The following is a 20293-nucleotide window of genomic DNA, read 5'->3' as shown; positions in this document are numbered from 1 at the left end:
TGAACAAGCGCTGTTATATTGCAGTTTGCTGGCAATAACTATATCATATTTCCATAGTTGGTACTTTTGTGCCAGTTCAAGGCATGAAATCGTCGATTTTTGTCAGTCATTACAAAACTGTAACTCAAGATAGGGGTGCTTTTCAGAATTTGTTAGTAGACTGTTAAGATTTCCTTAAGGCTTGACGCCTATAATAAACTATTCCCATTTTAATCTCAAACGTGAAGGAGTACACCCAATGCTGCGGACACGCAAAATACGCTGGCTTAGTGGAACGATGGTTCTGCTGGCAATTCTAACGCTACTGTTACCTCAAGCGTTGCTGCCACAAGCTGCAGCGGCTCAGGCACAGACAAGCGGAATCGATGCGGTACTTGTAGCCGATGTAAGTAATTCGATGAATACAAGTGACCGTGACAAGATCAGTAATGAAGCCATGAAAATGTTTATTGATATGCTGCCCGTCCAGGGGGACAAGGTAGGGATTGTCGCTTATACCGATCAGGTGGAGCGGGAAAAGGCTATGCTGGAGATTCAGTCCGATGCGGACAAGAGTAGCCTGAAAGATTTTATTGATCAGCTCGGCCGGGGGCCATATACCGATGTCTCAGTTGGTGTCGCCGAAGCCGTGAACATACTGAATCATGGTGCAGACCCATCCCACTCGCCAATGATCGTGCTGCTGGCGGATGGTAACAATGACTTTAACAAAACCAAAGGCCGTACACAGGCACAATCTGATGCTGACCTGGCAAAAGCCGTGAAGGAAGCACAGGATCAGGGTATTCCGGTGTATACGATTGGATTGAACGCCGATGGCAAGCTGAACAAGAATGCACTCGCAGACCTGGCTCAGCAGACTGGAGGTAAATCATTCATTACCGATACGCCGGATGATCTGCCACAGATTCTGAGTGAGATCTTCGCCGATCATGCCAAACTGAATGTGGTGAAGCTGCCCTCTGTAACGGGAAACGGCAGTTATCAGGAAGTTACCGTGAATGTACCGAATGACAGTGTATTGGAAGCAAACATTTCGATCATGTCTTCGAAGCCGGTGGAAGTGCAATTGACGGACCCTTCTGGACAAGCTGTAGACCTGAAATCGGACGCAGCCAAGCTCTCGACGTCGAAGAGTTATTCACTCGTGAAGCTGTTGAAACCCCAAGAAGGAGACTGGAAACTTCGGGTAAAAGGGGCTCCGAAAGACAGCATCGATATCAACCTGTTGTTCAACTATGATCTTCAGCTCGTTGTGGACCCAATTAAGACCAAGTCCTATACCAAAGGAGACAAGGTTGATCTTGCAGCCAAACTGGAGAATGGCGGTCAGCCGCTTCAGGATAATGACCTGTATAAGGATATGAAGGCCACGCTGGTTGTGAAAGATGTGGATACAGGCAAAAGTGAAGAACAACCGCTGGAAAACACAGGTTCTGGTTTTGCCGGAACGTTTGAAGTACCAGACAATCATAACTATGAATTAGTCATCCGTGCGGAAGAAGACAGCTTCTACCGTGAAAGTGAGCCAATCACGATCAACGCTAGCGGAGCAGCCGGAAGTGGATCTCAACCAACAACGTCAGGCGGTGAACAGGATAAGCCGTTTCCTTGGTTACCTGTCATCCTGGGTGTTATAGCTCTGATTGTCGTAGGTGTTGGAGCATGGTTCCTGATGGGCTGGCTGAAACGCAAAAACCGGGGATTTGTAGGCCAGATGGTTGTGGAGATTCGTGATGAGAACACAGGAGACAAGTCATATCCACAATATAAAAAGCTGGTATCCTTCCGCGGTAGATTTCATCTGCATCAGTTGTTGCAACTGGACCCTGAGCTGAAGGAAACCGAAAAATATGTATTCACGCCCAGCAATGGGGATCGAATTATAATCCGTAACACCGCAGGCGGTACGTTGGAGAAATCCGGTCGTGCAGTCGATGCAAGCTCAGGCGTTGAACTGAAGAACGGTGACCGACTGAGCATCCCGCTGCAACAGGCGGACAAAACGATTTTGATCGAGTATTTGGTGTGAAGGATTATAGCTAAATGAATGTAAGCTATATAAGTTGAACTAATCCATTTACACGAGAACGCAGAGGACAGAGAAAACCTGAAGAAGCGAAGCGTTCGCCTAAAAGCTTTCTGAAAGAAAGCTACATCGGAAGCATACGCTATCCTCAAATTTTTCCCTTTAGAAAAGGGAACCAAAAAAATCTGAGGATAACAGCGATCGGAAGGTTACTCTGTCATCGGAGTGGCAAGTGTAATGAGTTTGTGCCAACTGGTCTAACTAAAGGGAGGACATGGAATGAAACCGATTGTTAGAGAACATATTCAGCAACTGGATGTATCACTTGGCGGAGGTATTGTCAGTGAGAAGATCAGAGTTGATACGATTGATAATCCCATTCTGATTATTGGTTTGGGAGGAACGGGAATTGATGCGTTGTTGCGTCTCAAATATCAGATCAACCGTCGTTTCAAGTTGCCACAGGACCCGGTATCCAAGAAAAAAATGGACAAGCCGGACAATGTGGAGTTTCTGGCTTTTGAGACAAACGAACAGGATCGTGCCAAAAAGTATAAAGGGATCGGACTTGATCCGATTAATGAATTCGTGCTACTGTCCAATGCTGAGATTGGCGGACTTCTACAGAACCGCAGCGTGCTTGAACCGTATATTACGGACTGGCTGTCTCCCGAACTGAGCATTACGGACGGCATGAACGGCGCTGCAGGGGTGCGTCAGGCTGGACGTCTGCTCCTGTTCACCAAGATTAATCAGGTCGTACAGGCTATCGATAAAAAGATCAAAACACTATCCGTAGGCACCAACAAAAAACTGATGGTGTTCCTGCTGACAGGTCTGTCCGGCGGTACAGGCAGCGGCTGTTTCCTCGATATTTCCTATATTGTGCGCGGCATTATCGAACGTGATCACGGCTCTGCCGGGATTGACCGCGTGAATACGCTGGGATATCTGTTCACGCCAGATGTGAACCTGTCCAACAAAAGCTTGAGTGAACACACTCGTGAATACATTCGTAAAAACGGATATGCTGCGCTCAAAGAGCTGGATTACTGGATGAACGTGGATAGCCGCGGTGAGCGGTTTACACAGAAGTACGGCAATATTTTAACCGTCAACTCACCACTGCCTCCATTTAACCTGTGTCATCTAATCTCTGCTACGAATACCGAAGGCAAATTGCTGGAGAACGCCTACGATTACTGCATGAACGTCACGGCCGAGAACATTACCAACTTCATGGCAAGTGAGGAGAAGCAGTCGGGTGAGGAGTTTGCGATCCATGACTATATCAGCAACATTCGGACCAACATTGCACAGATGAACAAGGTGTACCCGGCTAACTATGATTACAACATCATCGGTGCATCTTCGGCTGTACTGCCAATCGAAGAGATGACAACCTATCTGGCGTATCGCATGTTCGACAAAATGAACACCATGTTCTCCAAAGCACCGAATCAGGAGGATACCGAGAAATTTGCCCGCAAGCTGGGCATTGATCTCGAAAGTGTGGTCAAATCCTTTGAAGCGCGCGTGCCAGAGCCGCTGCCTGGTTATCAGAACAGTGAGCGTTTATCCTATGGCAACGTGGTGAAATCACAGGTTGTGAATATGGACACCGAACTGGAACAGAACTTCCTGGCGCGTGCCCGTGAAGAATATATCAAGGCGAAGAAACAACTGCCAGGCGAGATTGCGGGTCAGTTCACTGAACAGATCCGGCGTATGTTTTTGCATCCCGAACAAGGTCCGTTCTATGTCTCCCGTCTGATTTATACGGAAAAAGGTTTCTGTGTACTGAAGATGATTCAGTCGTACATCGAAACGCTGCGTGAGAATGCCTTCCGCATTCCGCGTGATATTGAAGCAGCTCAGGAGCAGTCCGAAGAGAAACTGGGCGATGCGAAGAGTGCTTTTGTCTCCAAAGAGAAGAAAAAGAATGCTTATATTGAAGCAAAAATTCATGAGTACTGGCTGCACGCAGACGTGGAACGTAACGATCAGATGATTGAGTTCTATGAAGATCTGTATGAGTTGCTGAACCAGGAAAACAGCCGCATTTATAACGTATTTACCGAAACGCTGAATGCCCTTAGCTCGATATTTGCCAAGAACGGTGATCTGCTGACACGCGGCGAGGAACAAGCCGATCACAAAGGCAACAAAACATATTACTGGAACGTTGTAAGTGTACCGGATATCGTCAGTGTGGTGGACGGGCTGTTGGATAAGCGTGATACAGATGATCTGATCCGTGACTTCTCTCGTGAATTGCTAGAAAACTCCAGCCAATGGGTGAAAGAAAACGAGATTGATATCGTCAGCTCCATCTCCGACTTCCTGAGTGAGAAATTCGGTGATCTGATTACCCGTTCCATGGAAGATTTCCTGGTGATCAAATATGGTCAGGATGAGTCGGTTGAGAAATTCGTGGAACGTTTCATTGCTGGAAAACTGGATGATGAGGCTGTTCCGGTGTTCAATCTGAGCAACAGTACAGGCAGTCTGCATTTCCCTTCATGGGGATTTGTATCGGTACCGGCACAGGCGCCAGGCATTCTGAAAGGGATTCGCAATTATCAGAACAATGCGGTAGGTAAATCTCATTTTACCGTCAAGGAAAGTGAAGTGCGTAACCGGATATTCTGGCTGAACACCCGCAACGGGGTACCACTCTTTGTCTATACACCGCTCAAAGTATATGAGGAAAGTTATGAACGTACCATTTTGGACAAAGAAGGCATTGGTCGTCACTTGGTGCAAACGGAGAAAAACAACTGGACCTATCTGCCGTCTCCGATTCCAGAGAAATCATGGGGAGATGTGTATGAGAACGCCCGCGTGAAGCAGTATAATGCCCGTGTGCGTAACGAATTCGAGCAGGCGCTTGGATACAACATTGTGACAGCCAAATCCATTGATGAGAATACAAGCAACCGGTATGCGATTGTGACAACAGAAGCGTTTGATTTGTCTGCCAAACTGGGAGCCTACGACATGCGTCTCACGTCCACCACGCCGAACCTCGGCGAAGTGAAGCGGGCGGTGATCGAGCTGAAACGTCTGCAATCCGAAGGGTTGCCACGTGTGGGAGTTAAGGATATTTTCGGCAGTATTAATGAAGATATGGCCAAAGAAAACCTGGTACGCTCTCCGCAGCTGATCGCGCGCGTACGTGAGGAACTGGCGAAGATGAATGCCATCTCGGCAAAAGTCGCCGAACTCGAAGGCATTCTTGCCCAGTACCAGGACGAAGAGCAGTGGTATGACCGCTTCATCGAAGCGTTATATACTGACACCATCGTCAAAAAAGGTGCCCTCTACGTCTATGACCGTGACCCGGAAGAAGACGCATGGGAGCCGTTCGCAAACTTGATGAAGAGCCGTAACTTTGCCGAGTATGAAGTGTTTGGCAACTTCCGCGGTCTGGCAGAGAAGGATCGCAGTACATTGCTGCGCAAAGCCTCCCGCCGCGATAACGATCTTACAGCTTCTGAGGATATCACCCCACTGCTGACAAAGCTGGATGATCTGGCTGCGCTGTTCATGGAATCGCGCGATCGTCTCGAATACGAGCGGGTAGAACTGGCTAACGGAGAAGACATCTATCAGTTCTACAGAACGATGTCGTCCAAGCTGAACGACATTCGCAGAAGGCTGAAGTAAGATGGCGGCCGGGATGGAGTTCAATTCGAACAATACCCTGAAGCGTGATCTGGAGAAGTATGCAGCGCAGTATGCAATAGAGCAGGAGCGTCAAGGCAGCCTGGGTGATGGACGCAGCAGTATCCATTACCCGGCGCTGTTCCTGTTTGTGGGTGATCTGGTTGCACCTGCAGTGTCTGCTGTGCAGGAGATCAATCGGCTGAAATGGGATAACGGAGACGGTGTGGTCTACGTTCAGATTGGTACAGAAGATCAGAAAGAGCATCCGGGTGAAAAGAGGAATATTGGCTCGTCCGATGATGGGCAGGTGACTTGTCACCGCTTACCTCTGTCCGCTGGGCAGACGGAGCGACCGTCCAAAACACGGCGCAAGGATGTACACCGCAGTTTCCACGAATCGGATCAGGCGCTCTACGATCTGAATCGTACGCTTCGTCGGGTCAGTAACCGAATTGCCGAATATGGACGGTTATACTCGTCATTTGATCGGATTTACGTTACGGTGGTAACCAGAGCGGATGATCCGTTGAATGTATTGTTGCCAGAGCTCACTAAGCTGACGGAGACCATTTTGTCCCAAGCCTTCAAGTCGGTGCAGACGGATCTGCATGTATTGGTCAGCGAGATGGAACAGGTGGATTCCTTCGGGTATGCCAGCGCAGCAGGCCTCGCTTTTCTGCGGGAACTGGATTATATGCAGTCGCTGGACTACACGTTCAGCGGTAAGCTGCTGGTGACGGAGGATGGGATCTCCATTCCGGTTACACATCCCGCGTCACCGTTGTTTGATCTGGTATATCTGTTGTCCGACAAAAATGAGCGTGGAACCGGCGTTCCCGGTGGCTGGATCGAAAATGCCGAGATCATCTGCCGCATCTGCCTGCTGAAGAACAGGAAGCAGGATGTGGATCACTCGGGTAGCGTTTCAAGCACGGGAGCGAACACGTACAACAATACATCTTTTAAAAACAATATTCGTACCACCTCTGATCAGCATGGTTATGCCAGCGCGGGTTTTGCCGAGATCAGGCGGCCAAACAAGCCGATTGCACTGGCGGTGTTATATCACATGTATCGGTATCTGCTCGCACGCATGCGGCAGGAGCCGGACTGGAGCATTAAGGACAAGCTATCTTTCTTTGGACTGGACGCGGCCTCGGTGGAACGCAAAGTCGAAGGCCTGCTACCCTATGAAGATCTGGTTAGTGGCATGAGTGGCATCATGACGCATAACGTCAGTTTCTCTGATCTGAAGCTGCTCTCACTTCGTGAAGCGGAGAGAGCGTTGTTTGGACAAGGAGCCGAAGCGTACTTCCGCGATAACGTTGTCCGTCTTGTCGAAGAGCGTGTGCGCGAGCGCAGCTCTAGCGGTTCCCTGCGCCGTCATGCTGAACATTCCCGCGCGGAGCATCCAGAGGTTGGTTACTTCCAGTGGGCGGCCTGGAGTGACAGTGAGCCTGGCAGTGTGCGTGAAGCGCTGCTCGGATTGATTCGGGATAAATCGATGCAGCTTGAATCGGCACGTGCTCTGCTGGAGCAACGTCAGCAAGAGCGAGTGGAAGATCAGTCGTTCAAACGAGCGTTGTTCCGTGATAAACAGAATGTGCGCAATCTGATTGACTGCATGCTGGAGCGAGTGTATGTACCAAAGGTAGAATTACTGCGACTGGAAAATGAATTACATCTGCTGCGTATCTACGATACGGAGATGGAAGAACTTCATCGTTTTAGTCGTCACGTCACAGCAGCACTTGAAGTGCTGGAACGCACACTGCGAGAGACAGCTGCCCAAAGTATCGCTGCTGCCGATGAATACATCGGCCAGAACGTGATGGAGTACTACGGCAAAGTGACGGAAGAGCTAATCATCGACCTGGAAGCCAAACGCGGACGGGATGTATGGTTTGAGGACCGTTACATGGGAGACATGAACCGGCTTGCCACAGAAGGCGATGACCGTCTGTTGAAACGACTGATGGAGGTATGTCACTCGTTGCTGCTTACGGCCGAGCCATTGCGATTGCCATTTGAAGAAGAACTGTTGCAGCGGGCGAATGTCACGATTGCCTACGGAGATAAAGATGTATTAACCCGCGATGATCTGTTCCGCAGGTTGTACCACACGCTGGAGGATCAGGCGGTTGTTCGGGTCCGGGTATTCGATTATACGCAGGAACATCGATATGAAGAGAAGTATTTCTTTGGTGACCATCATAGTGCTTTCATGGACTACGCGGCACATGCCGAAGAGACGTCACGTATCTACAAGTTGGGTGTGGTGTACGAAGAACGCAGTAGTGGCGTGGAGAAGCTGAATCTGATGGGCGGTTTCCATCTGGAGGATCTCATGGTGTATCGGAACGGCAAGGTATATTATGACTCGTACACGGAGAATGGCTATGAACTTCACCCCGCTGGTCTGGTGGAAAAGTTGTCACCCATTCGTTAAGACGCCGGCGGTGTCCTGACACCCAGCACCAATCTTGTATTAACTCAGCCTGTTTACGGCTGGTATGGAAAGGATGCATGTAGACATGCAGCGAAAAATCAATCTTCTCCTGGTCCTGTTCAGCCTGATTGGCGGGGCAGTGGGCTTTGCGGCAGGAGAAATCATGCTGCGTCAATGGCTTGGGGAGATGCCACGTCTGTTGCTGATGGGATTATACTTTGGCGTACTGGCACTGAGCGTTGGATTGTTCTGTTTGATCGCAGAGATGATCTCACCCAAGCTGAATGGCGCTTCATGGAAGCTCCGGTATCTGGGACTGTCGTGGAAATTGCTTGTTCCGGCAACACTGGCTCTGTTATTTGTTGTTGGACTCGCCCTGCAATTGTTGTATCAGATCAATCCGGGCGGTGTGAAGCAAGTGAAGGACATCGTACTGATGATCGATAACTCGGGCAGCATGAGCGAGACAGATCCGGATAACGGACGCTTTGAAGCAGCCAAGACACTGATCAGCCAAATGGAGAGTGACAAACAGGTAGCTGTCATTACGTTTGATGACCAACCGCAGTTGTTACAGCCGTTTATTGCGCTGGATAGTGAAGCGGCCAAGAATGAGGTTTATAGCAAAATCGATGGCATTGTCACGACTTCGGGCGGCACCAATTTTGATGCCGTGCTGCGGGAAGGCATGGAGCAGATTCAGGGCAAACAGGACCCGAAACGCGGTACCGTCGTCATCTTGTTATCCGATGGCTTCAGTGAAGCGGACACGACCGATATTTTGTCCCAATATAACAACGAACAGATCTCTATTAATACAGTCGGCCTAAGCCTGGTGGACCCATCAGGTACGGATCTGTTGCGTAATATTGCTCAGCAAACGGGCGGCATGTACTATGATGTACCAGATTCCGGAGGTCTGAATCTGGCATTCCAGCAGATCTACGATACGATTGATGAACGGACGCTGGTAACGGAGCGTACAGGCATGATGGAGCACAGCGTTTATCTGGCGATTTTCCGTGTAGCAGCAGTGTTACTGATTGGCGTGGCGCTGGGTGTGTCACTCGGACTCGTGTTTGATAACCGTCATCTCGCGCTCAGCTTTGGTATAGGCGGTGCGGTGTCGGGTCTACTGGCAGGGCTTCTGCTGGAGTGGGGACTCGACGGTTCGAACGTGGGGGATACATTCGTACGTCTTGGTGCGATGCTCATTTTGTCTGGCGTATTGACCCTCTTCTCCTGGATTGTTCCGATTAAGGAGAACACGCCGCGGAAGAGCAGGGGTCGTCGTGAAGCTGGCGGCGGAACTTCTTCTGCCGAAGGGTTTGGTCAGAGACAAAGAGATACACGCAGCAAAGGATTCTAACGTCGGGAGGTCAATGGAAATGCGGTTTACGGATGCAGACCCTTCGACACCCTTGATTCGAAAACTGACACTTGCGGTGGACGAAGGGCGTTGTACACTTCGCTGGCTCTGGCCGGAACGGGTAGAAGCTGTGTATGTGGAACGGCTGGAGCTGGATATGATGAGCGATGATCGTACCGGGGAAGAGCCTGCACAGGGCAAGCTGAAGCTGTACACGAGAGAGGAATATAAGGCGAGCAATGGTTACACGGATCGGATTACAGGTTTTGGTGCCATCAAGTACACGGTTTATGTGTGTCAGATGCAGGAAGATGGGCCTGTGCTGATCCGTCAACGAGATGAGGACAACATGGTGATTGCAAGCGCAGGGAAGGCGGATATCCGCTTTTCCATTCGCTACAAGAGCGGTTTTTTTCAGAAACGAAAAAGTGTATTGATCACCGTCACAGCGGAAGTACCTGTTCCAAAGGAAGCCCTCTGTTATGTTCGCAAACAGGGCGGGGTTCCGCTGAATAAGGAAGATGGTACGGTGTACCCTTTTGTGAGTGATTTTGCTCCCGGAAGAAATGAGATGCCGCCCGTTGAAGTTGCCAAGGATGATTATGTGCGATTATTCTTCACGGATGGACCGAAATATGGAGCCGCCTATCGGCTTATATCAGACTAGATAGTTGGACTAGCGATTGGGAGGTTACTCTGTCATCGTAGTGCAAGTGTATATCACCTTAGTCTGACTGATCAGGGGAGGGGAGTGGCTATGAGCTTTTTTAGTCGGTTTTTGAAGAGACAACAGCCGGAGGAACGTCCGCTGTTTTATGATATTGTATGCCCTTATTGTTTCAGCAAGTTTTCACCGGAAGAGGTGGTGTTCCGCGCTGCCCATCACCGTGATGATGATGAGGACTACGCACTCGGGGAAGATGCGAAGTTGAATCGGTATCGCGAAAGGTTCGGACTCGACACGGTATTTGATATGGAGGCGGTATTGGCACCCCATGATGTACCGGAGGAACACCGTATTTATTCCGATAACATCGTGATGGGGCTGAACGATCGGTATGGTGTCGTTACGCGTCGCCGCTTGTGTCCGCAATGTCATAACGAGCTGCCTGTTACGGCGGGTAAAGCACCGAGCAATATCATATCCATCATTGGTGCATCCCAGGTAGGTAAATCCGTCTACATGACTTCATTAATTCATACATTGCAGCATTATACGGCCGATCATTTTGACGCGGCTTGCATGCCATTGAATGCGGAGATCAGCCGCCGGTTCCGTGCGGATTATGAAGAACCGTTGTTTGAACGGGGGGATCTGCTGGATTCCACACAGAAGGAGAAACTGCAGGAGCCGTTTATCTTCCAATTTGTGTTCAAGGACGAAGATAAAGCGCCGCTGACACTGGTTTTCTTCGACGTTGCGGGTGAAGGTATGGTGGAGCAGGATTATCTCGGACTTCACGGGCAGCACATCAAGAACTCGGCAGGCATTCTGTTTATGGTGGACCCGCTTCAGATTCGTTCGATTCGGGACAAAATCCGCATTAACCTTGGCAACGAGCCGGGAGAGTGGACACCACGATACGATGAGCCGCGTGATGTGGTGCTGACGATGTTTGGAGATTTTATCGCGTACCAGGACAAAGCCAAGACCAATATTCCAACAGCGGTTGTGCTCACCAAAAGCGACATGCTGCATTCCCTCAAGGATGAAGAGGGGGATTATATCAAATCCAACAGTAATGTCTTCCGCAACATGGTGCACCGCGATTGGTTCGACTTAACCGAGTTCGAGAATATCGACGGGGAGATCCGGCGTTTTATCGAGAAGGTGGATCGCCCATTCAAGGGCACGATGGATGTGTACTTCAAGGATACAGCCTATTTCGCAGTCTCTGCGCTGGGTAGCAATCCGGTGGATATGAAATTGCAGGGTGTGGTTAGTCCGATTCGCGTGGATGAACCCTTCTTATGGCTATTGTACAAGCTGAAGTACATTGAGGGGAGAGTGGGATGATGCGTTCTTCCGTAACCCCGCCCATTGAACAACAGTTGTATACCCGAGAGCGGCGCGGGGTGTTTCGCACAACAGAGGGGTTTGATACGGTTGCGGCATCGCCGGGACTGGACCCTTCTTTTATCAAAAAAGTGCTTCACCCCTACTGTGTCTATGATGCTCCAGCGGAGCTAACAGGCCGTAGCGAGAAGGACGAGACGAAGTTTCCGGCTGCCATTCACCTGCTTCATCTGGAGAGTGGGGAGACAATCCTTGGGCAAAATGTGTACCAGTCTGCGGATTTCACCGGGCTGCGCAGTGCCTTTTTTGCACATAATTACGTCTTGTCTCCCGAACGCTCGGAAGAGCAGATGAAACAAGGCGGCTGGCTGGATGCCGTGTTCGCCACGTCCTATGACATCGAACAAGGTACAGTTCTGCCAGCACTTGCTGAATTGCCTATATCACCTAGGAGCGGACAGGGTGGGGCGACCGATGCTGGCGTAGGATCACCCACCCAAGTGCTGAGCACCTTGAAGATGAACGAAGTGCTGTTCAAGCGCCTGCTCTATGCGGTAATGCAGTCTGTAGCGACACGCAGAAAAGTATACATTGCTCTGGACCTTCCCGCAGAGGAATTGACCGCAGGGGCCAAAGGATTGTTACGTTTGCTGTACACGGCTTTACCATACGCATTCCGGCGGCAGCTGGGATTCATGACGTTTGCCAAGGAGCCACAGGCCAAGAAGGGCATCCACGTCCAGTTTGTTGAGCGAGGGACGTTACGTCCGAAAGACCGGAATACGGAGAAGGATTTCACCTTTGATCTGGTATCCGGCAGAGTGACACATGCGGATGCATCTGTGGCGAAGTTACCTTATGCAGAATTCGCTTGGGCCTTATTGCAGGAACCTGCGGCGGCGGATGCGTTCTATACGTTTGCGGATGAAATGTTGTCCGGCATGGAACCTGGGCGGGAACTTTCCATTGAAGCCTATGGCGAACTTGCGGTGTTCTATGGTCTTGAACAAGGCATGGAAGACCTGTATCTGGATAACAAAAGTCATGTCCTGAGTGGCTTGCTGACCTATTTGAAGCCGGATGGTGGATTACAGCAACGTTCCCGTCTGAACGAGCTGTTCCTGACCTTGCTCAGCAGGGAACTGGACAGCGTGAAGCGTGAGAACGTACCCGAAGAAGACGTCGCAGCTCGCATTGGCGAATATTTCAGTGTTGCCGCGCCCGTGGTGCAATCCCGGATAGTGGACTATTTTATCTACGGTGTGAATAATGCCCGCGCCCAGAAGCGTATGCGTGCTGTGCAGGAATTGTATGCTGTGCTGGATCGGGATCCGCAGCTGAATCGGGCTTTCTTTGATAAAGTGCTGGCCAATGAATCGCTCACTAAGCTGTTGTTCGAGCCTTATCTGGACAATCAGCTGAAACGCACGGAATCGGCAGCGAACGTTGTGGAAGTGATCCGAAGATGGGTAACGTCCCATCCATCTGCGATCCACTACAGCTTCTTGCAGGAGCGGACAGCCAATGAGCTGCGTGAACGGTTATGTTCTGCGCCTAATCCGGTACAGTCTGCGAATGAAGCGCTTCAGCGTGTTAGCATACTGGATCGAGTATCCGCTGATTTCACCTATGATACAGGCATTACGGCACGAATTGGTCAATCTGAAGCTACAGCCCGCCCTAATCGCAAAGAGGGATCTCCGTCTGCCAGTCAAGATCCGGCGTATCAGGAGGAGTTAACCCGCCTTGCAGACAAGCTTGCTTATGTCATTAACCTGTTTATGATTCAGGATCTGGATCTGGAACGGGTTAACCGTGAACAGCTATTAAGCATTGATATTTTGCAGCATGGCAATGAGGTTCGGGATTGGGCGGCAAGTCAGGGTTCTGATGTATCTGCTCGAACGAACATGATGCTGGCTGCGAGAGTGTGGCTTAGTGGCGAGGGGAATGAAGAAGAGGCATTGGAGGCACTTTCCCTGGCAGAACGCAATGAACTTCAACGCTGGACGCGTCGCTGGCTTGCCGGAGAGCTGCAGGCTCATCCGGGGATTGCGGCATATGAAGCTTTGCCGATGGCTTTTTATCGGGGAGGAAGCGGCAGCAATCGGTTGGATTATCCTGGCCTGATTGAATTCATCCGCACCAATGCAAGTCGTGCTGAAGGGCTGTATCCATTCTTCGAATGGTCAGGAGATCATCGGATGTTTGTCCGGGGTTCCAATGCGCATAAAGGATATGCGGATGCCATCGTGGCGTATTTCAAAGCCCATGACCGTGAAGCTTTCAAGTCGAAGTCAGCTTTCAAACCGTATTATGTGAGAGCCAGCAAGACAATGAAGCCGGTCTATGACCGTGCGAAGACGGAATTGTCCTCTCCACTGGTGCGGATGCTAACGGGTAAAAGGAAAAATCTGTTTGGATTAATCCTCTTGATCCTGGTTCTGGGTATTGCTGGCGGTACATATGCATGGATGAAAGATTCTGTAGAGCCGCCAGCGGCATCCCCTCCTTCTACCCAGGAGCCTGTCATACCGGCTGAACCGGAGGTGCAGCTCGCGGAGCAGATTGCTTATATGATTCCTGCGAGTGAACAGGAGGGTACGCAATCACCTGCCCAACTGGTGATCCGTTTCAGGAATGATACGGGAAGCACTGAGTTTGAGCAAGGCCCGCTGCAATTGACGATGAAAGATGGCAACACGCAGGAGTTGGATGCTACAGGTAAGTGGGAGAGCTTTAATCGGAATGAGGAGCCAGATAACCAAGTTCCTTCCGATGGTGGCTCAGGAAGTACTTCCGAAGGAAGCACGGATGGTTCTTCAGCGGGAAACATAGAGCAGACGGAGGATGGCGATCAGCAGGCCGATCCTTCAACATCGGGTGATTCCACTTCAGATCCTGCTACTGATACAACAACGGATACAGGGACGAATGCATCGTCTAATGCTGCGAGTGGAGACACGGATCAAGGTACGGATGCCGATCAAGCTACTGGTTCCACATCGCCTGACACATCTGTATCCAATGAACAGGATGCGAACACTCCTGCACAGATGTCTATTGGAGAGGTAGATCGTCTCTATCCGTATGGATTGCAGATCGATCTTCCAGCGAATATGGATGCCGAGAGTATTGCCAGTGTGAAGAGTACGCAGGGCAATATGACTGTAATCCAATTGATGCCTCAGCCGAAGCTGTAAGTTATTTTATATGAGCATGTTGCATAGATTCATTAAGTGTCTTTTGATCCAATAATGAAAAATGCTGACTTCATACCTTATTAAACGAGCGTATGTGAGATGACCTTGAACTTTAGATTTCAAGGTCATCTTTTTTTATTTGATATGGCGGATATAGCAAACACATTAAAAAAACTCGCACATTCACAATTCAGACACAAAATTTGCGATTCAAGAGTTTGAAAGACAGTCAGAAGTGATAAAGTGCGCGGAATGAATGAGAAAAGATCTCATGTGTACTTGGGGAAAGAGCGGGATTTCTGCTACAGAAAGACCAAATAAAGCACGAAAAGAGAAGAAAATTTGGTTTTTTATGTTGACAAATGATAATGATTATCAGTATCTTTAGTGTAGAAGATATTTGCGTCGGAAATCACAGAATTACAATTTCGTTTTTGTTGTCATAGCCGGATTACATAACCGGGATAAATGAGAGAGGGATGATCGCATGTTTCGTCTGGAGACGACCAAGCTGGATATCGCTTATGAGGAAAGACTAATTGTAGAGGATCTGAATATTCAGATCCCCCAAGGAAAAATTACAGCACTTGTTGGAGCCAATGGTTCAGGGAAGTCAACCATCCTGAAAACGATGGCACGTATTATGGCTCCAAAAGCAGGTAATGTATTGCTCGACGGGAAGTCCATCCATAAACAGTCCACGCGTGAAGTTGCCAAGCAACTTGCGATTTTGCCACAGAATCCAACAGCCCCTGAAGGTCTTACCGTTACTGAATTGGTATCGTATGGTCGCTTTCCTTATCAAAAAGGATTTGGCTCCATGCGTGCGGAAGACAAACGTATGATTGAATGGGCTATCGAAGTGACAGCCATGACTGAATTCCATGATCGTCCGATTGATCAACTGTCCGGTGGACAGCGTCAACGTGCCTGGATTGCCATGGCACTTGCCCAAGAAACAGATATCCTTTTCCTGGACGAGCCGACTACATTCCTGGATATGGCTCACCAGCTCGAAGTATTGCAATTACTGGAGCAACTGAATGCCACAGCCAACCGTACCATTGTTATGGTTGTGCATGACTTGAATCATGCTTCCCGCTACGCACATCACATGATTGGTATCAAAAAAGGTAAAGCCATCGCTCATGGTTCACCTGTGGAAGTTATGAACTCAGATGTACTTCGTGAAGTATTCAACATTGAAGCAGATATCGTGATTGATCCGCGTTCCGGTGTACCGCTCTGCTTGCCTTACGCTCTTGCAGGCGAACGCCAGCAATCGAAGACGCCAGAGCAGCTGGTCATGAACAGTGCGATGGTTCATGCTGGAGGACGGGCAGAACCACGTGTCCAAGCGACAGGAAGTTAACGAAATGGGCCATATGTGGTCCTTACATTATAGAATGAAGCCGCTGTGCGCTATTGCACGCGGCTCTTTTGCATTCATGGGGAATTTGCAACGCATGGTAGCAAAGGGAAGGGGTAGACCCGGGATTTGGTAATCGCATTGGATCAGGTCTATAATAATAGGACAGGCTGTGAGTCCGTTGGTTATGCCAACATGCTCGCAACAGCCCAAACCAACATATGTCATGGGAGGAATCAGTCATGTCCGTATATTCATATCAGGCGGTAACCACCGCGAACCAAGAAGTCTCACTGGATCTGTATCAAGGTAAAGTATTGGTCATTGCCAATACAGCCAGCAAGTGTGGGCTGACCCCGCAATACGGTGAATTGCAAAAGCTCTATGATCGTTATCGCGATCAAGGCTTGGTTGTACTGGGTTTCCCTTGTAACCAGTTTGGAGGGCAGGAGCCAGGTACAAGTGAGGAAGCGGAATCATTTTGCCAGATTAACTATGGTGTGAATTTCCCGGTGTTTGCCAAGGTAGATGTGAATGGTGAGGACACTCATCCCCTGTTCCAATACCTGAAGGAGCAACAACCTGGCGTAGGTGAAACAAGCGACATCCAATGGAACTTCACCAAGTTCCTTGTTAACCGTGAAGGTGAAGTGGTAGGTCGTGTTGAACCGAAAGAATCTCCGGAGACAATGATTGCAGATATCGAGAAATTGCTCGGTTAATACAAGAACGTTTGAGAAGCCTGTCCTTGCATAAGCAAGGACAGGCTTCTTAGATTATTTTATATACGTGGATTTATTCTCTTCACAGGTAGGAGTTGGATCCATGAAATCAACCCTGTAATGAAAATTGAAGCCATTTATTCTTTGTATAAGTCAAACATGAAGGCAGGAGACGCCTCTAACTTTATACGTCCACACTGTGTTCATACAGGGATCACGGAAGCCATTACATAGCATAAACCCGCCCAAATCCGGGGACAATGAAATCAATACAATGAAGGGAAGAAAGGCTTAAATACAGGGAAATGACCTCCTTCGACAAACTTTTTTTGCTCAACCTATTGCAATGTGAAAAATATCACATTATAATGAGTGTATAAAGTGAAATAAATCACATACACAGTTTCGAACAAGAAGTGAAATGTTTCACAACCATAACAACCTTATATTCAAACTCATTTATATATTTCGAGGAGGAACTTTTAATGAAAATCGCAGTTATCGGATGTACACACGCAGGAACCGCAGCCATCGTAAATACCGCCAAATTGTACCCGGATGCTACCATCACGGTGTATGAGCGCAATGACAATATCTCCTTCCTATCTTGTGGCATTGCGCTCTACGTAGGTGGGGTTGTGAAAGACCCTGACGGTTTGTTCTATTCTTCGCCTAATCAACTGGCAGAGCTTGGTGTTGAAACCAAGATGCTTCATGAAGTAACAGCAGTAGATGCCAAGGGCCATACCCTTCAGGCTAAAAACCTGCAAACCGGGGAAGAATTTGAAGATACGTTTGACAAACTGATCGTGACAACGGGGTCATGGCCTGTCGTTCCGAAGCTTGAAGGCATCGAGATGGACAACATCTTACTTTGCAAAAACTACAATCATTCCAACACGATTATTGAAAAAGCCAAAGATGCCAAACGTGTTACCGTTGTAGGTGCAGGATATATTGGCGTAGAACTGGTTGAGGCTTTCCAGATGAACGGCAAGGAAGTTACCCTGATCGACAGTGTGGACCGTATTTTGAACAAATACTTGGACCCTGAATTCACGGATGCGATTGAAGATACGTTGACTGGACGCGGCATCAAGCTGGCTCTTGGTCAAACGGTACAGAAGTTTACTGGTGAAGATGGCAAAGTAACTAAGGTGATCACGTCCAAAGGAGAGTTCGAAACCGATCTGGTTATTCTGTGCATTGGTTTCCGTCCAAATACCGAACTGCTCAAAGGCCAAGTGGATATGCTGCCAAACGGCGCAATCATCGTGGATAAATACATGCAAACGAGTCAAAAAGACGTCTTTGCTGCGGGTGACAGCTGTGCTATTCATTACAACCCAACGGGCAAAGCATCTTACATTCCACTGGCAACAAACGCGGTGCGGATGGGTACACTCGTAGCCCGTAACCTGGTTCGTCCTACGACACCGTATATGGGTACACAAGGAACATCGGGTATCAAAATTTATGAGCAAAATATCGCGGGTACCGGGATGACGGAAACGTCTGCTGCTGACGAAGGCCTGATTGTTGAATCCGTGGTACTGGAAGACAGCTACCGTCCGGAGTTCATGCCAACGGCTGAGAAACTGTTGCTCAAAGTAGTATATGAGCAGGCTACTCGTCGGATCGTTGGAGCACAGGTGATGTCTCAGGTTGATCTGACCCAATCGATTAATACGATCTCGGTCTGCATCCAAAACAATATGACCGTAGATGAGCTGGCCTTCATCGACTTCTTCTTCCAGCCACATTACAACAAACCATGGAACTTCCTGAACACGGCTGGTCTGCAAGCACTGCCTCCAATAGAAGTAAAAGCACCAGCAATGGTGTAAGGAAGCAGAATAGATGGTTGAACAGCGATCTTGATAAACGCCATACAAAGATAAGTCATGCTTGTCCGTAAATAAGAGCTGTGCGATAACTGCCAAGATTACGAAACAAGGCGGACGATTATAAAGGAAAGAGAAGACTGGCGAGTATATCGTCAGTCTTCTTTTTTGTTGTTTTAGCTACAAAAGGCCTTACTACACTCTTGCTGTCATAACTATTCCAAGACACTCTTAAAGTATCTTTTTAAGTAACATTGTGATAATTTGCACAAAGTTATGTTTAGGACCGAGATACAATTAGGATGTGGTATTCAACGCATAACTAATGAATTTCAGATGGTTTTATCCAATGATGAACAATGAAGGAGAGGATGAATGATATGGCAGCAAAAACACCTCTTGAGGTTGCACAATATACGGCGCAAACAGGCAAGAAGAAGGCTCAATATCCGGTGTCTTCTGTACTGGTGCTTAGTTTTCTGGCAGGGGCTTTTATTGCGCTGGGTTTTCTATTGGATATTCGGGTAATTGCTTCTGCGCCAGCAGAGTGGGGGAGTCTGGTCAATCTGATTGGAGCAGCAGTGTTCCCGGTTGGATTAATCTTGGTACTCATAGGTGGTGGCGAGCTGCTGACGGGTAACATGATGGCAGTTCCACTTGCAACGATTGCACGAAAATTATCTGTGGGTAGTATGTTGAAAAATCTAACCTTAGTGACGATTGGTAATTTTGTTGGAGCTTTGTTTGTCGCGTACGCGTTTGGACATGTGCTGGGTCTGACCGGAGAGGGTGTATATCTGGCAAAAGTGGTGGATATGGCTGGGCATAAGCTGCATGACGGCTTCCTGCAAGCTTTCATCTCTGGCATCGGCTGTAACTGGCTGGTCGCGCTGGCCGTGTGGTTATCTTATGCTTCGGATACGATGAGTGGCAAGGTACTGGGCATTTGGTTTCCAACGATGGCATTTGTGGCGATTGGATTCCAGCACGTTGTGGCCAATATGTTCCTCATCCCGGCGGCAATCTTTGAAGGACATTATTCGTGGGGTCAATATGTGATGAATTTCATTCCGGTATGGCTCGGGAATCTGACTGGTGGTGCTCTGTTTGTAGCTGCAGCCTATTGGGTGGTGTACCTGCGCCAAGCCGAGCCAAAAGTGAAACCAGAGATGGCGACGTCGATCGAACCTATGGAGACGGAGGCTAGAGTAATGTTGAGCAAACAAGCATAGCGGGCACAGCGTAGCATGTGTGCACGTATTATAGAAGAGAAGACGATTCGGGTCTTGTTCGATTAATGGCGAATATGCTGTGATGGAGCAGGGCGGGATCGTTTTTTTGTGGTGTCCTTATTGGATTTTAACGCAAAATAAATTCGCCATGACAAGGTTCGGGGGAACGAAACCTGTTCATGGCGAATTTCGGGAGTGGTCCATGATATGGCATGAGGAGGAAGTGGGGAAACACTAGCCTAATGCCTTATTTTTAATTTACCCCTGAATTCTGAAGTTGAATCAAACTCAAAAACATTTTTTTGAAAATAATTTAAAGCCGCTATAGCGGCGAATATGAAGCAAAAACATACTGTTCTCTTTACGCGATAACCTCGAAGAAGATATGAT

At 48.7% G+C, this 20293-nt stretch carries 11 protein-coding genes; all 11 read left to right on the top strand.

Translation table 11 applies throughout. The features are described from left to right. Positions 1-238: 238 nt before the first annotated feature. The 11 genes from NSQ20_RS29395 to NSQ20_RS29345 all read left to right on the top strand — a co-directional run bounded on the left by NSQ20_RS29395 (position 239) and on the right by NSQ20_RS29345 (position 19903). Positions 239-2032 (top strand): VWA domain-containing protein, encoded by a 1794-nt coding sequence (locus tag NSQ20_RS29395; RefSeq protein WP_076328712.1) that lies wholly within the window; start codon positions 239-241, stop codon positions 2030-2032. A gap of 276 nt (positions 2033-2308) precedes the next feature. Beyond that, a complete protein-coding gene (locus NSQ20_RS29390) occupies positions 2309-5698 on the top strand; it encodes a tubulin-like doman-containing protein (protein ID WP_091036105.1) in 3390 nt (1129 codons plus the stop codon). A gap of 1 nt (position 5699) precedes the next feature. Further along, positions 5700-8147, top strand: coding sequence for a transcription initiation factor TFIID (locus NSQ20_RS29385; RefSeq protein WP_340031329.1), 2448 nt, complete (start codon positions 5700-5702; stop codon positions 8145-8147). 85 nt (positions 8148-8232) lie between these two features. After that, positions 8233-9516 carry a vWA domain-containing protein gene (locus tag NSQ20_RS29380; RefSeq protein ID WP_340031327.1) on the top strand — a complete coding sequence of 428 codons (1284 nt, stop codon included), beginning with the start codon at positions 8233-8235 and terminating at the stop codon, positions 9514-9516. 19 nt (positions 9517-9535) lie between these two features. After that, positions 9536-10183 (top strand): hypothetical protein, encoded by a 648-nt coding sequence (locus NSQ20_RS29375; protein WP_062836882.1) that lies wholly within the window; start codon positions 9536-9538, stop codon positions 10181-10183. Between the two features lie 90 nt (positions 10184-10273). Next, entirely contained in the window at positions 10274-11533 is a 1260-nt protein-coding gene (locus NSQ20_RS29370; protein ID WP_024632789.1) for a hypothetical protein, read from the top strand. Next, positions 11530-14736, top strand: a complete 3207-nt coding sequence (locus NSQ20_RS29365; protein ID WP_340031325.1) for a hypothetical protein — start codon at positions 11530-11532, stop codon at positions 14734-14736. The genes NSQ20_RS29370 and NSQ20_RS29365 overlap by 4 nt, the downstream gene beginning before the upstream one ends. Before the next feature lie 487 nt (positions 14737-15223). Then, complete coding sequence (locus NSQ20_RS29360; protein ID WP_036612750.1) at positions 15224-16108, top strand: ABC transporter ATP-binding protein; 885 nt, start codon at positions 15224-15226, stop codon at positions 16106-16108. 239 nt (positions 16109-16347) lie between these two features. Then, positions 16348-16827, top strand: coding sequence for a glutathione peroxidase (locus NSQ20_RS29355; RefSeq protein WP_047840764.1), 480 nt, complete (start codon positions 16348-16350; stop codon positions 16825-16827). A gap of 485 nt (positions 16828-17312) precedes the next feature. Then, positions 17313-18674 (top strand): FAD-dependent oxidoreductase, encoded by a 1362-nt coding sequence (locus NSQ20_RS29350; RefSeq protein WP_340031322.1) that lies wholly within the window; start codon positions 17313-17315, stop codon positions 18672-18674. Between the two features lie 377 nt (positions 18675-19051). After that, complete coding sequence (locus NSQ20_RS29345) at positions 19052-19903, top strand: formate/nitrite transporter family protein (RefSeq protein ID WP_036667815.1); 852 nt, start codon at positions 19052-19054, stop codon at positions 19901-19903. Positions 19904-20293 lie beyond the last annotated feature (390 nt).

Origin of the sequence: Paenibacillus sp. FSL K6-1122 (assembly GCF_037977015.1) — a bacterium.
In the GTDB taxonomy this organism is placed as follows: domain Bacteria; phylum Bacillota; class Bacilli; order Paenibacillales; family Paenibacillaceae; genus Paenibacillus; species Paenibacillus amylolyticus.
The sequence above is the reverse complement of the archived record's forward strand: the minus strand, read 5'-3'. Positions and strand labels throughout refer to the sequence as shown.

Excerpts from the sequence above, each read along its gene's own strand:
- NSQ20_RS29395 (WP_076328712.1), top strand. The coding sequence starts at position 239 with ATGCTGCGGACACGCAAAATACGCTGGCTTAGTGGAACGATGGTTCTG.
- NSQ20_RS29390 (WP_091036105.1), top strand. The coding sequence starts at position 2,309 with ATGAAACCGATTGTTAGAGAACATATTCAGCAACTGGATGTATCACTT.
- NSQ20_RS29385 (WP_340031329.1), top strand. The coding sequence starts at position 5,700 with ATGGCGGCCGGGATGGAGTTCAATTCGAACAATACCCTGAAGCGTGAT.
- NSQ20_RS29380 (WP_340031327.1), top strand. The coding sequence starts at position 8,233 with ATGCAGCGAAAAATCAATCTTCTCCTGGTCCTGTTCAGCCTGATTGGC.
- NSQ20_RS29375 (WP_062836882.1), top strand. The coding sequence starts at position 9,536 with ATGCGGTTTACGGATGCAGACCCTTCGACACCCTTGATTCGAAAACTG.
- NSQ20_RS29370 (WP_024632789.1), top strand. The coding sequence starts at position 10,274 with ATGAGCTTTTTTAGTCGGTTTTTGAAGAGACAACAGCCGGAGGAACGT.
- NSQ20_RS29365 (WP_340031325.1), top strand. The coding sequence starts at position 11,530 with ATGATGCGTTCTTCCGTAACCCCGCCCATTGAACAACAGTTGTATACC.
- NSQ20_RS29360 (WP_036612750.1), top strand. The coding sequence starts at position 15,224 with ATGTTTCGTCTGGAGACGACCAAGCTGGATATCGCTTATGAGGAAAGA.
- NSQ20_RS29355 (WP_047840764.1), top strand. The coding sequence starts at position 16,348 with ATGTCCGTATATTCATATCAGGCGGTAACCACCGCGAACCAAGAAGTC.
- NSQ20_RS29350 (WP_340031322.1), top strand. The coding sequence starts at position 17,313 with ATGAAAATCGCAGTTATCGGATGTACACACGCAGGAACCGCAGCCATC.
- NSQ20_RS29345 (WP_036667815.1), top strand. The coding sequence starts at position 19,052 with ATGGCAGCAAAAACACCTCTTGAGGTTGCACAATATACGGCGCAAACA.